This window comes from Salinimonas chungwhensis DSM 16280 (assembly GCF_000378185.1).
In the GTDB taxonomy this organism is placed as follows: Bacteria; Pseudomonadota; Gammaproteobacteria; order Enterobacterales; family Alteromonadaceae; genus Alteromonas; species Alteromonas chungwhensis.
In genome coordinates this window covers 247,013-260,518 of the sequence record NZ_KB899379.1, presented here as the reverse complement: position 1 = coordinate 260,518, position 13,506 = coordinate 247,013, and the positions used below count along the sequence as shown (strand labels likewise).

Annotated in this window: 13 protein-coding genes; 6 read left to right on the top strand and 7 right to left on the bottom strand. The window is 47.2% G+C overall.

The window, feature by feature from the left end:
* A partial coding sequence (locus F458_RS19350) for a transposase (RefSeq protein ID WP_018983175.1) occupies positions 1–782 on the bottom strand: 782 nt, incomplete at its 3' end.
* Positions 783–1,249: 467 nt separating this feature from the next.
* On the opposite strand from F458_RS19350, the gene F458_RS0109480 reads away from it, so the two are divergent.
* Complete coding sequence (locus tag F458_RS0109480; RefSeq protein ID WP_018983174.1) at positions 1,250–1,807, top strand: sugar O-acetyltransferase; 558 nt, start codon at positions 1,250–1,252, stop codon at positions 1,805–1,807.
* Positions 1,808–2,174: 367 nt separating this feature from the next.
* Here the strand turns inward: F458_RS0109480 and F458_RS0109475 are convergent, their stop codons facing one another.
* A complete protein-coding gene (locus tag F458_RS0109475) occupies positions 2,175–2,486 on the bottom strand; it encodes a TraR/DksA family transcriptional regulator (RefSeq protein WP_018983173.1) in 312 nt (103 codons plus the stop codon).
* A gap of 946 nt (positions 2,487–3,432) precedes the next feature.
* Between F458_RS0109475 and F458_RS0109470 the strand changes: the two genes are divergently transcribed.
* Positions 3,433–3,813: a hypothetical protein gene (locus tag F458_RS0109470; protein ID WP_018983172.1), complete on the top strand. Its 381-nt coding sequence runs from the start codon at positions 3,433–3,435 to the stop codon at positions 3,811–3,813.
* A gap of 430 nt (positions 3,814–4,243) precedes the next feature.
* Positions 4,244–4,756 carry a DNA starvation/stationary phase protection protein Dps gene (gene dps, locus F458_RS0109465; RefSeq protein ID WP_018983171.1) on the top strand — a complete coding sequence of 171 codons (513 nt, stop codon included), beginning with the start codon at positions 4,244–4,246 and terminating at the stop codon, positions 4,754–4,756.
* A 48-nt stretch (positions 4,757–4,804) separates the two neighbouring features.
* On the opposite strand, the gene F458_RS0109460 is transcribed toward dps, so the two are convergent.
* The gene (locus tag F458_RS0109460) at positions 4,805–5,323 is read right to left on the bottom strand and encodes a hypothetical protein (RefSeq protein ID WP_018983170.1); all 519 of its coding nucleotides are present in this window, start codon (positions 5,321–5,323) and stop codon (positions 4,805–4,807) included.
* A 189-nt stretch (positions 5,324–5,512) separates the two neighbouring features.
* On the opposite strand from F458_RS0109460, the gene F458_RS0109455 reads away from it, so the two are divergent.
* A complete protein-coding gene (locus F458_RS0109455) occupies positions 5,513–6,493 on the top strand; it encodes a Solitary outer membrane autotransporter beta-barrel domain (RefSeq protein WP_018983169.1) in 981 nt (326 codons plus the stop codon).
* A gap of 6 nt (positions 6,494–6,499) precedes the next feature.
* On the opposite strand, the gene F458_RS20675 is transcribed toward F458_RS0109455, so the two are convergent.
* On the bottom strand, positions 6,500–6,655 hold the full coding sequence (locus F458_RS20675; RefSeq protein ID WP_156824212.1) for a hypothetical protein: 156 nt from the start codon (positions 6,653–6,655) through the stop codon (positions 6,500–6,502).
* A gap of 20 nt (positions 6,656–6,675) precedes the next feature.
* Between F458_RS20675 and F458_RS0109445 the strand changes: the two genes are divergently transcribed.
* Both F458_RS0109445 and glsB read left to right on the top strand, forming a co-directional pair.
* The gene (locus tag F458_RS0109445) at positions 6,676–7,983 is read left to right on the top strand and encodes a short-chain fatty acid transporter (RefSeq protein ID WP_018983167.1); all 1,308 of its coding nucleotides are present in this window, start codon (positions 6,676–6,678) and stop codon (positions 7,981–7,983) included.
* Between the two features lie 306 nt (positions 7,984–8,289).
* Entirely contained in the window at positions 8,290–9,198 is a 909-nt protein-coding gene (gene glsB, locus F458_RS0109440) for a glutaminase B (RefSeq protein ID WP_018983166.1), read from the top strand.
* Here glsB and F458_RS0109435 read toward each other — a convergent pair.
* From F458_RS0109435 to F458_RS0109425, 3 genes are read right to left on the bottom strand one after another with little or no spacing between them, the layout of a single operon-like run.
* Positions 9,192–10,256: a lipocalin-like domain-containing protein gene (locus F458_RS0109435; RefSeq protein WP_018983165.1), complete on the bottom strand. Its 1,065-nt coding sequence runs from the start codon at positions 10,254–10,256 to the stop codon at positions 9,192–9,194. The two genes, glsB and F458_RS0109435, sit on opposite strands and share 7 nt — an antisense overlap.
* Positions 10,253–12,718 (bottom strand): FtsX-like permease family protein, encoded by a 2,466-nt coding sequence (locus tag F458_RS0109430; protein WP_018983164.1) that lies wholly within the window; start codon positions 12,716–12,718, stop codon positions 10,253–10,255. The genes F458_RS0109435 and F458_RS0109430 overlap by 4 nt, the downstream gene beginning before the upstream one ends.
* The gene (locus F458_RS0109425; protein ID WP_018983163.1) at positions 12,712–13,374 is read right to left on the bottom strand and encodes an ABC transporter ATP-binding protein; all 663 of its coding nucleotides are present in this window, start codon (positions 13,372–13,374) and stop codon (positions 12,712–12,714) included. The genes F458_RS0109430 and F458_RS0109425 overlap by 7 nt, the downstream gene beginning before the upstream one ends.
* Positions 13,375–13,506 lie beyond the last annotated feature (132 nt).

Here is a 13,506-nt window from a genome sequence, read left to right as displayed (position 1 = left end):
CTCGAAGTGTCGAAATGACGGGCGGTATCCTTCACTAATTGAAGATAATCCTGTAAACAGAAAGGTATTGCATGGCCTGTGCGCTGGTTCTTCGGCCCGGTAAACGGGAACAGGTCACGGGGTTGCTTATGCAATCTTGCCGCTTCGATACGTTTTTGAATACTGGTGTAATCTGATTGTTCCGGATTAGCGGCTATATTCGCGCGTACAGGGTTTAAGTCCACATACACCATGCAGGCGGCCAACGCTGTTTCATCCATTAGCGCCTGAGACTTAAAGCGCCCCTCCCAGAAACGACCGGTACAATCGTCTTCTTTATTGGCCTGACGAGCTATATATTCATTTAGCAAACGCATAAACCAGCTGATATCGTAAAGACGTTCCCGGTATATCTTTGCGCTTTGTCCAACCGTTTTTATCTCAGCTTCTGACATTGTCTGGCGTTGCGACAAACTCAAAAACTTGCGGGTCAAAATTGTTCCCCGGTGCAGCATATGCCAGCGATGCAATACTTCTTCGGTCGTCCAGCTCAGCGCTTTGTGTTTATCAACATGTAAGACAACATGGGTGTGATTACTCATTACTGCGTAGGCGCACACATCGATGGCAAAAACCTTTGCCAGTTTCAGCAGTCTTTGTTCAACCCACCCGCGTCGGTGTTCGTAGCTTTGACCGGTGAATTTATCTGTGCCACACAGAAAGGCCCGGCGTACACACCGGGAAACGCAGTGATAGTAGGGGGTCTCAGCTAAAGAAATTTGTGATTTGCGAGGTGTGGGCATTGCGCTCAATCATTAAAGTATTCGCAAAAAACTTTGCCAGAAGGCCGGCATTCAATCTACTGACCGTGAGAGCAGCTTTTTGATTTTCCCCTGAAAATGGGGGGCCGAGGATTCAAGTCCAAAGATACACATTGATTGCCGCTCGGGGCCGGCTTCCCTGGTTGGTTGGCTTGTTGTCGCTTCTTTTAAAGTCTTTGTGAGCTGTGGATTGTGTGAATCAGGGGCCATCAGTAGTTATTTTTCTTGATCCGGTATCTACCGAAGAACTCTAAAAGAATATACAGCAATTTTAGTGGAGACTTTGGTGTCCATCATTCCCTGTCGGTTTGCTGCCACAATATGCGTTTCGTATATGCATATCTTTGCGTTGCAGAGACAGATTGTTTTTGACATTGTAATTCGCACTCAGTATTTGAGAGTCAGCTTGAGATAAACCCCTAATGTTTAAACCAACCAAGGTATAGAAAATGACCGCGCACGAAAAAATGATATCTGGCGAAAAGTATTGGATAAACGACCCCGAGCTAGTTGAAATTCGCTATCAGACGCGCGATTTAGTTGACAAAATCAATGCGCTAGGACCAAGAGATGTGGAGCAACGGGCCACGCTAATAAAGCAATTATTTGGGCGGTCAGGCGAAGACATCCATATTGAAAAACCTGTGCGAATTGATTATGGCCACAATATTCATATGGGCAGCCATATTTTTATTAACTTCAACTGGACCGTATTGGATTGTTGCAAGGTGACTATCGGTGACAACGTGTTTATTGGGCCAAATGTATCATTGTATACTGCTCATCATCCTATTAATGCGGAAGAGCGAGCAAAGCATATAGGCTTTGCTGAGCCTATTACCATCGGCAATGATGTCTGGATAGGTGGTGACGTTACCATTTTAGCGGGCGTTGCTATTGGTGATGGCTGTGTTATCGGTGCAGGCAGCGTTGTAACCAAAAGCATTGAGCCCAATACCATTGCGGTTGGGAATCCTTGCAAGCCAAAAAGTGCGATCTCGTCATGATTGCCCAGCTAACGTTAACAAAATTATTTGGTTAAATTACGATTAAGTGGGCAGGCTAAAGCAACCTGAGCGTTTGTGGTCTTGGAGTTGAAGGAAGAAAAGGGCAGATCGAGACGGTGCCCTTTGCAAGGATAAACCCTTCTTTATCACGCTACCTGAATGTACTTTGCTTCGTTTTACATGCAGCTAAAGTGATGAAGTACGACAAAACTCGCTAAACGATAAAGGGTGCTATTTACTTTACTGTATCATTGTAGATATATCACCTATATATCTTTTTAAGATTTTGATTCATAGTGTAAATTGATTCGTAGCTCATCAAATTCCTGAATTTTAAGAAAGCTAAATAATCGCCTCGGTATCAATATCAGGTTGCACATTCTTTACACATGGTTGCATAAGGAATTGCATCCAGCCGTGCCTCGCTAATTTCGTTTTGGCACTTTTCACAGGTTCCGTACTCATCATTTTCTATTTTTTTCAGCGCATTAGCGATTAGTTCTAATTCATACTGAGCTTCATTTTTCAGATTCAGCAATACATCGTCGTTCTGTCTTTCCAGGTTTTTTTCCGAAGGCTTCGCGTTGGCACCACGGCTGTGTAAGTCTTCGTCTATCTTCGTAAGGCGTTGACTGAGCTCTGTCTCTAATGCCAGCAACTTGTCTTTGTTATTGTCCATCTTAGTTCTCCTTTCAAAATAGGTGACTAATTCAACATGAATTAAGTCCAAAGGGTTTGCCTTAAAAACACCGTAAATGTGTAAACTTATATTTAAAAACAGTACGCAGGTAACTGCTTGCCATCTTCGATACACAACATATTCATATTGTATTCTTGAATCTGCTGAAATTGTTTACGACAGAAAGCGGTAAGAAGTGCGTTAATCTTTTCACTGAGCAAATAGTTAAAATTCAAAAGTCTGTATAGGACACCCACTTCACCATCTTTAATAGAACCGGATATTGGACACCCACAAGGGTATAGCGGGCACCCACTATGCACATACACGGTCATAAATTATCAGGCTGGGTAGTACTTTAAAGCTAACGCAGTTGTTTCTGAGGACTTGTATAGCTTAACTCTGGGCGCCATTACCCACTCATCCCATCAATTGTGGATGTCCATTACCCAACTACTCATTCCTTCAATTGTGGGTGTCCATTAATCACGATAAATTATCAGGCTGGGTAGTACTTTAAAGCTAACTGAGTTGTTTCGGAGGACTTGTATAGCTTAACTCTGGGTGCCATTACCCACTCATGCCATCAATTGTGGATGTCCATTACCCAACTACTCATTCCTTCAATTGTGGGTGTCCATTAATCACGCACTAAGCACATTACTTGTCATTGAATCATTTATATGCTGATTTGCTGGGTTTTCCATTCCTATTGGAAAATTCATAAAAGGGGGGGGGCTGATTTTTACATTTTGTTAAACAGTGTATAAAATTTTAAGATTATGATTATTAGGTGATTTTTTGAGATGTGTGTTATTTCCGGCCGGCGTGATTTTGCTACGATGAACTTTCCCGGTATTCTCTTGTTCCTAGTTTAGGCCATCTTGCAGCAACGGCATCGCCACTTCTTATAAAAGGCCTTAGCTTAAATCTGTTCAAAGGAAAAATGATTAAACAAAGAATCTGTATATTAATTTTATCCGATTTAGCCAGCGCTCACATAAGTGATGTCGTAGCCTCTGATGATATTTATGTGGGCGGCTACGTGAGCCATCAGAATATTGATGTTCTGAACAGGGATTTTAATCTGGCAGGACTGGTTGCCGGGTATAGCGTTCATGACTTTTTGTCAGTTGAGACGCGAGTGGGCAAAGGTATATCTGAGTATAATACGTCTTATAACAGCGATGCTGGTTACAACAGTTATCAGGAAGAGTTAGGTTGGCAGGCTTCGGATAATCTGAAATTTGACTATCGTATTTATGGCTCATTAAGTGCCTACGGTTTGCTGGGGTATTCTACAGCGAATTTGATGTTGCGCGCGTAAGTGATGCCGTCTCGCAACCAGATACAAGTATTAGCAATAGTGATTTTAATTATGGTGCGGGGTTGAGTTATGCGATTACACAGCACCTGAATGTATTTATTGATTATCAGGTTATGCCTTCTTTGGAAGATAGTGCAACCTTTGGGGTTCTTTACAAGTTTTAAATAACCGACGTCGCGTAGAACCGGTAATTAGCGATTCTTTTTGTTTAAATTCCGACATAAAAATTTGGATTAAAATGCAGTTGTAGCATCGTTATCTGAGCGCAGAGCAATGGCACCGGCTACTGCCTTAGCGGCTCACATTAACAGATCATAATAATCTTTTTTGCCGGGTTGTGCGTTTCAATGAGTGATTAGTTAAACACGTGTCTTTGTACCGCACTGGTCATAGACACAGACTGTATCAGTCATACACGACAGGAGAGATTATGAGTAACAATGATATGGGTGGTTTCACTGCACCGGGAATGAATGAAGAAGCAGCCAAGCGTACAGTAAAAGTACTGACTCAGCGCCTTACAGCGCTAATTGATTTACAGCTGACACTGAAGCATATTCACTGGAATGTGGTTGGCCCCAATTTTATTGGTGTGCATGAAATGCTGGATCCACAGGTAGAGTCTGTTCGCGAGATGACTGACACCATCGCAGAAAGAATTGCTACTTTAGGCGGCGTGCCAAAAGGTACACCCAAGGCGGTTGTTGATAGTCGTACATGGGAAGACTATGACATTGGTAAAGCGTTGGTTTCTGATCACCTGGTTGCACTTGATAAAGTGTATAACGGTGTAAATGGTGACCACCGTGATGCAATTGAAGTGCTGGGTGAAATCGATCCAGTTTCAGAAGACATGATTACGGGCCAATTGGCCGACTTGGAACAATTCCAGTGGTTTGTGCGCGCGCACATTGAATCAGCAAGCGGTGAGCTGAAAAACTAAGCACTGACGGTCTTCTCGATACTTAGCCGGCAATTTTTGCCGGCTTTTTTATCTGCGATACTTACTAAATGATCCGAACTTTCTTCTATGAGCCTTTTTATACGCATCATCGGCAGCTTTGACGTCGCTGTAAACAGATAAAAATTGTTTGTTTTCTTTAAGCAATTGACGGATAGTTTTCACCAACTCTTTTCTGAGAATATCCTGCTCCTTGGTACCCATCAAAGCGACTGAGTAGGCGCCGAGCATATTTCCCCGTTGAATTTCTTCCTGAACGATTTCCTGCTCAATACGCCAGTCAAACGCATTTTTACACACTTTCTGCGGGATTTTTGAACCCGTTGGCGTTTGTCGCTTACATATAAAGTGCAAATCTTCGTCGTTGATATGTTGATTAAATACTTGCATAAACAAGCGCCGTTTTTGCTCTCTTAATCTGAAGTATAATTGTAGTGGCTTTTGACCAGTGACTTCGATTGTCTCAACTACATTCTGGTGTTGCTGCGCCGACACCGGGAGGACGAGAAGTTCTGACAAGCTAATTATTAAGACTATTTCGGCACGCATTTATCTTTCCCTGAAATATTATGGCGTGTTGCCATCTGCAGCGCCGGTTTCGCCGGCACGGTTTAACTATAATTCTGTTTGCTATTCAGTTGAGAGCATAGTCACAGAACCGTAATCATTAAAACACCGTCGATCAAAAACCAGCGCCCGGCAGTATGAAACACTAACTTTTCTTCCTGGCAGGTACCTATGCGTAAATTAATTTTCACGACACTGATGTCTCTGGTGCTAACGCCGTCGCTAACCCACGCCAATGAACTTGAAAGGCAGGCGGCAATCAGTGTAGAAAGCGCATTTGCTACAGCGTCTTTATTAAGTGATAACGACGTGGTCAAACTGGGTTTTTTAAATTTTAATCCAAATGATGTCATCGGGACCAGTAACGAGGCATTGGGATCATCGGATGCAACCTCGCTGCGAAGCGGAATTGATCGATTTAACTTTCCGCTGAACATCACTTCACAAGAAGGTGAGTCGACCACATGGAAGCTGGGCGGTCGCGCCTCTTACGTCAACATAGAACAAGAGCTATTTCTGGGCGCTGATTTACAGAATCGTGGCGATGAATTGACTGACCGGGTGATTTCCTTATCACTGGGCGGCGGCGCAATTCACCAGATTGACAGGCACTGGACGCTAAGTGCCAACATGAATGTGACGTGGATGAAATATCGCAACCGCATTGATTATCGTACCGATGTCAGTGAACAGATTAAGAATAGATTCAACGGCTTGCTGGTTAACTTTGATGTAGAAATGCTCATGCTTGAGCCGATGATATCTCTGGCTTATTCCTGGCAGCATCAGGACATCGAGTTTTCTCTGTCTTCGGATTTTCATTACCTGCATGGTTTTGCCATAGATACCAGTAATCCGGCACACGATGTTGAACCTAACGAATGGTATGTTATTGGTGGGCTGGATGTGTCTCAGCCGGTGTCTTTTTTCGGCGCAGACGACCAGGTTATGAAGTACCGGCTCTCGCGGGTCGAGCTGAGCAATTTGCTGACTCAGCAAATGGGATCCGGTCACTATTATGAAGCTGAAATAGGGTGGGTCAAGAAGCGTCCGGATTATGCCGATTATATTAAAGAATATGGTGTCGGGGTGAATTTCAACTATGGCAGTATTCTAAAGGGCGGCACCCTGGTGTTGTATTATACCTTCTAACAACAATCAGCTACGCGCGCCCACATCATTGGCTATGCCCACATCATTGGCTATACCCACATCATTGGCTATGCCCACATCATTGGCTATGCCCACAGTAGTCCTACGCGCTCGATGCCCCTTGCCCGAATACATGAAGCCCGTTATGGTTAACTTATCCAAAATAAGACACTGATTCAGCTATGTTGAACGCTGCTGCCCGGCCATTTGTTAAACTGGTAGACAGATACCTGCCAGATCCTTACATTTTTGTTCTTATACTCACGCTGGTGGTATTTGTCGCGGCCATGCTCATTGAGCAGCAGCCTCCTCATTTGGTGCTGATTCAATGGGGCGCGGGCTTTTGGGGGTTACTGACTTTTTCCATGCAAATGCTGCTGGTACTGGTCAGTGGCTTTATGCTGGCAAGTACGCCGTTGGTACAAGGTCTTCTAAACAGGCTTGCACGGCTGGCTAGTAGTGGCGGCAAAGCGATTATCCTGGTTTCAGTAGTCTCACTGATAGCCAGCTGGCTTAACTGGGGATTCGGCCTGGTCGTCGGGGCCTTGTTTGCAAAAGCGCTGGCCCGACGAATACAGGTAGATTATCGGCTACTGGTAGCCAGCGCATATTCAGGGTTTGTGGTATGGCACGGCGGGCTCGCCGGCTCGGTTCCGCTGACTATTGCTACCCCTGGTCATTTCACCGAAGCGCAAATTGGCGTAATAGGGACCAGCGAAACATTGTTTTCCACATTCAACCTGATATTGCTGGCCATACTGTTTATTATTATTCCTCTGGTAAACCGTTTAATGCTCCCCGCTGCAGCAGATAGTGTGTACATTGATACAGAAAAGCTGACAGAACAGGCGCCCCCTGAGGCCACCAACCATCGCCCCGCCGATAAACTGGAAAACAGTGTTTTACTGGCACAATTAGTAGGTTTGAGTGGCCTGGCGTATCTGCTGATGTACTTTGTGCAGGGCGGCGGCCTGAACCTGAATATTGTGAATTATTTATTTTTGTTCAGTGCCATTGTATTGCATAAAACGCCCCGCAATTTGCTTCATAGTTTGCAGCAGGCAGTGCAAGGCGGCGCGGGTATTGTTATTCAGTTTCCGTTTTATGCCGGCATTATGGCCGTCATGGTAGAATCGGGGCTGGCCCAGAGTCTTTCCCAGTGGCTGATTAGCTTTGCCACAGCACAGACGCTGCCTGTCCTGAGCTTCTTGAGTGCCGGTATTGTAAACATTTTTGTTCCTTCCGGTGGTGGGCAGTGGGCTGTTCAGGCACCAGTGATATTACCGGCAGCACAGGCGCTTGGTGCAGAGATAAGCCGTGTGGCAATGGCCGTGGCCTGGGGCGATGCCTGGACCAATCTTATTCAGCCCTTCTGGGCCTTGCCGGTGCTGGCTATAGCAGGACTAAAAGCCCGGGATATTATGGGTTTTTGCCTGGTGCAACTGATAATTACCGGCGTGATCATCAGCGCGGTATTGATGTGGGTCTAACGGATCACTGACTATTTGCCATCGCTCAAACCGTCATAACAGCGTTGCTTGTCATGTTTCACAACAAGTAGCGCTATCGAAACGGTCAAAATAAAACCCTCCTGACCATTATCTAAGATGAGTGCGCAGAGGAATATTCCCGCCGGTCTCAGGTCACAGCTTTTTGATCAAGGTGCACAAGAATTCTATTTCTTTCAAACACTTTTCTATCTGATGACGTATACACTGCTGAAAGTGACAAACCCCATTTGCGGGTCATCAATCCAAAGGAGGGCGGACACCGCCAGGCTATTTATGACGCAAACAATGCAGTCTTTGCTCGATAATATCTATCAGGAAGTGTTTCCCATGCTTGGTCAGGGAAAAGTAGCTGACTATATTCCTGCGCTGGCCTGTGTTGAGCCACGCCAGTTTGGAATTGCCATCTGTGATAATGAGGGCAATGTTTTTACAGTTGGCGACGCTGAGGTACCATTTTCGATTCAAAGTATATCTAAAGTCTTTAATCTGGTGCTGGCCATCAATCATTACGGCGAAGGCTTATGGGATCGCGTCGGCTGTGAACCATCAGGGCTGCCGTTTAATTCGCTGGTTCAGCTTGAATATGAAAATGGTATTCCCCGCAATCCCTTTATCAACGCAGGGGCGTTAGTAATCAGTGATATGAATCAGTCTCGCTTTGCTTCACCGCATCTGGCGGTGCGCGATTTTGTACGTCGCTTATCCGGCAATCCGGATATTAATGCTGATCGCATCGTCGCTGACTCAGAATTTGAATACCGCTCACGCAATGCGGCCACGGCTTATCTGATGAAAGCCTTCGAAAATTTTGAAAATGAAGTGGAAGATGTGCTGCACAGCTATTTTTACAACTGTGCACTTGAGATGTCTTGTGCCGACCTCGCCCGTGGCGTGAGCTTCCTTGCCAATCGAGGTTATTCAAGGTGCGCTGATGAGCAGGTACTGACACCCAAGCAAACCAGCCAGGTCAATGCGCTGCTTGCCACCTCAGGTATGTACAACGAAGCCGGCAGCTTTGCGTTTCAGGTTGGGCTACCGGGCAAAAGTGGTGTGGGTGGCGGTATTATTGCGATGGTTCCGGGGCGGTTTTCCATCTGCGTATTTTCCCCGGCACTTAACAGTATGGGAAATTCTGCATTAGGGGTAGCGGCACTTACCTCCTTAACTAAGCATATTAAATGGTCGGTTTACTGATAACCGGTTAGCTCCATAAAGCCGCTGCCCGGGTGGGAACCTCTTACCTCAACCCTGCCTTCATAATAAGAAAAACGCCCGGGGTTCCACTGACCGGGCTTGAACGGCGCAACCGTGATATTCAGGTTGTTGGTAGCGCTGGTGATGTTCCATTTCACCGGTACCGGTTTATCATTGATCATTTCAGTATCAACCGCCCGAATAGTCAGTTCTGTTTCCTGCAGGGTCGTAACGCTACCATCCTGCTTAATATAAGTACCCGTGGTATAGGGTTCTTCCTGATTTACATGCATCTGAAAGGCCATCAGTTTATCGCCATTATCAAAATGAATTGAAAACCAGTCCCAGCCAAGCGCATCATCGCGGGCCAGTTCGCTGGTCCATTCATGGTCATACCAGGCCTTACCGCTGACGGAAATCACCTGCTCATCAATGTGAAGCTCGCCAGTGGCGCTTAAAAAAGGCTGACTGTAATAATATGAGCGAAACTGTCCGCCCGCGGATTTTATACTAATACCGTTATCACCATGCTTTACATATGGTCCTTCAGGCGAAGCAGAGATATCAACCCGGACTGTATCTTCAATAGTAAAGCGCAGCGAAGCAGGAAAGGGGCGCTCAGTGGTGCTTTGCCATTGCCAGTTATCCAGTGTGGCGGAGAACGGCGTGGCATTGACACCAGCATTGCCTACACCACCAGCAGCAAACCGTGATTCAAACCAGTGGTTATCAGGACTGTGTAGCGATGCGTGTCCCATCCATTGCTGCGAATCAGACCAGTTACTTACATAATCTTGTTCAGTAGCAAACCGAAACAGGGTGAACTGCAGACCGTACTGACGTTCTTGCGAATCTTCAAGAACAAAGGTCAAATACCACCATTCCAGCTGGTAATCAGGGTGACTGGTATGATCGTCAGGCAGCGACATCGGGCGGGCGGAGGTAACCCTGGCTTGTCTGGCAGCGCCGTCGTCCGAGGCAAAGAGGCTGGTACGCTGCGGTTTTTCGGTGCATGCCATCAGCAGCATCAGTATGATGGCTGTCCACAACAATTTCATAGTGCTGCCTCCTGGCGTAGATCGACTTTCGGGCTAACCCGTCCCAGGGGAAGCAGTAATACAACAAACACCACCAACATACTCAACAGCACACTTTGTAGCAGCACGCCAATGGATATTTCCATGGTATACACCCAGTAAAATGCATAGCGGTTAACCCTGGCGATAAATACCCAGGCCAGAAAAATACCGAAAGGTAAAGCCAGCAGCGCGGTAATCAGGCAGAACAACATATACTGGCTAAGCAACGCCAGCTTAATTTGCCACTGATACACGCCCATTCCTCTGAGTACACTCAGCTGAGGTTTTATATCCAGCATCAATACACTGATGGAAATAGCAAAGGACAGACCCGCGACCAGCAGTGTTGCAACATTTAATGCATCCGTCACCACAAAGGTGCGATCAAAGGTCTGCATTGATAAATCAATAAGATCGTCGGTAATATATACGGTGCCCATCTCTTCATACTGACTGATGGCGCCGGCGGTTTCAGGGTACAACGCCACTACGCCAGCAAAGCCGCCAGGCGGCGAATAGCGGCTGATGGGAAGCATGACCTGCGCTGAGGGGTTGCCATAGTCGGGGTAGATGCCAGCCACCACCACTGCCGCGGCTGGCATTACCGGACTTCCCCGTCGCTCCCGCCCGGTAAATACCGGTCCCAGTGTCATGTTCTGCCCGGCTTGCAGGTGCTCACGAAAGGCAAGCTGCTGATTAATAAATACGCCTTTACCCTGAGCAAATAGCTGCCATGCCTGCGCAGTGTCGTTATTTATAACCTCGCTAAGCGCCAGACTCTGCTGTGCTTCGTCATCGCCAGGAAAGCTTCTGATCTCGACACTGATTTGCCCCACATTACTAAAGCCCTCGTAGACCAGCTTTACACCTTTTACACGGTTTTCAAATGCGGTGTGGGGCTGCTCGGTGTACAAATAAGCCGGTGCTGATAACCGTTGTGATAACCAGTCAGCTGTTGCCTGTCGAAAGCTATCAGTCATTACGTTCATTCCAATATTGGCGCTTAGTGCGATAAAAAATGCGCAAACGGCCAGGCGGGTTTTGCCAGACAACGCGCTGGTACTGGCAATGATGTAACGCAGCAGCGGTTTGTGGGCAGGGCTGATTTTGACTAACTGCTGTGTGATAGCCGGCAGCCACAAGATGATCAACAGGCAGCCAGCTAACAGTACTGCGGCAACGCTTATCAGGGCCAGTAAAGTGGAATTAGCCAGCCAGACTAATAGCGTGGTGGTACTAACCGCGACCAGGCTGAGAATAATACGAGTCAGCATGCCTGGCCCGGGCTTACGTAGTGCAGAAACTGACAACGCCCCGGTAAGCTGGCGTGCAGTAATGAATGAAAATACAGTCAATGCGCCAAGTGCGATAACAAAAGCCCCTGCCAGGGTAGTTAGTAGAAAGGGGGACGGGCTGACAAAGGCTGAGTCAAACAATGCGGCAAATGTTTGTTGTAAAACCGGCGTTAACTGACGGGTAACGATGAGTCCTGTGAACACCCCTATTGGCGTACTGATAAGACAATACACAGCCAGCTCACCCACCAACGCCGCCTGTAATAAGCGGGCGCTGACACCCAACTGACGCAGTCGTATAGCAACGGGTAAACGTGAGCGGTACATCAACAGCATGGCATTAATTACAATAAACAACGCGACGACACCCATGAGGACACCCATGGCCCAGAGATTCAGACGAAAACTTTCACTCAGGTTGCCTTTTGCAATAATCGCAGAGGCTGGCTCGAACACCAGGTGAGCAGGCAGGTTATCTTTAAGCTGCTTCGCGTCTGATTCGCTGATAGGTGCAACGGCTATAAGGGCGGTAAGTGGCTGACTCTGCGGCGTTACAGTGCCAGTATAAAAGCCGGCCAGCGAGATAATCACCGTGTTATCCGGCAGGCCGTTTACTGGCAACGGCGGTGCCAGATTATCCCCGGTCTGACGTTCGATTTCTGTAAGGCAATTTATATCAGCTACTACACCCGGCGCCGCAAACGTTGTCATGCCGGTGGCAGCGCGTTGCCTGGCGGGAGGGGCAGCTGAAGGCATCAATGATGGCGCTGCCAGCATGTCCACCCCCAGCAGGGTAATGTTGCGCAGTACCGATGGCTCATCAGATATTTCTGAGCCTGTACAAACTAACGAACGGCTGTCTTCGCTGGTGGCAATAAACTGGGTAAAACCCTGTTTTCTAACCGCGACATAATCCTGGCGAGTGAGGGGAGATGTGCTTTTCGAGGCTACAATACGAGCACCGGCGAGGGGGGAGGGAGCGTCACTGGCAATGTCACCTTGGCGGGCGCCTTCGTTAATAAGCCATACTGATGACAGACCCGCGGTGGCAATGATTACCGCAACAATGATAAGTGCAGGCTCCCACGGCTTACGCCGGGCCATAGCAAGCAGAGTGAGCAGAAGGAGTTTTATACGGTTTAACACGGCGCATCCGCGGATAATTGCCCATGGCGAAGCCAGCGCAGCATATTTGCACGATCAGCCACGTCATTGCTGTGTGTCACAACCACCAATGTGGTACGTAAAGAAGCGCAGGTTTGATAAAGCGCACTGGCAACCATTTCACTGGTGGCCTCATCGAGATTTCCGGTGGGCTCATCTGCCAGCACCAGGGTAGGTTTGTGCACCAGCGCCCGGGCAATAGCGACTCGCTGCTGCTCACCGCCAGAAAGCTGGTGGGCGGGCTTCTTCGCCAACGTTTCAATAGCCAGAAGATGCATGATGTGGTGTTGATACTCGTCATCTGCATTGCCTTTCAAACGACTGGTAAACGCGATGTTATCCCAAACATTTAAACAATCGATCAGGTTGTAGCTTTGAAATACCACGCCCAGCTCGTCACGCCGAAAGTTATCCGCTGCTTTGCTGTCGGAAAACGGCAACGCATGCCGGCCGATGGTTATCGTTCCTCTATCGGGCGTATCAAAACCTGCAATTAATGATAACAGGGTGGACTTTCCCGAACCTGATGCACCCCGGATGCTCAGGGACGTGCCATCAGCGACTTCCACGGAAAGGTGTTCCAGTACCGGCGCAGGCTGGCCTTCAAAGTGCTTGCTGATGCTATCAATGCTAATCATAACGGCCGCTTATATTTTTCGGTTTTTCTGACTGTACCGGCTATTTGTAGCATGCCAGGAAGCTTACCGAGAAAGTATTTTATTATTAAAAGTTTAAATTCTGGGCAGACTATGTAAACGGCGCCGGACTAA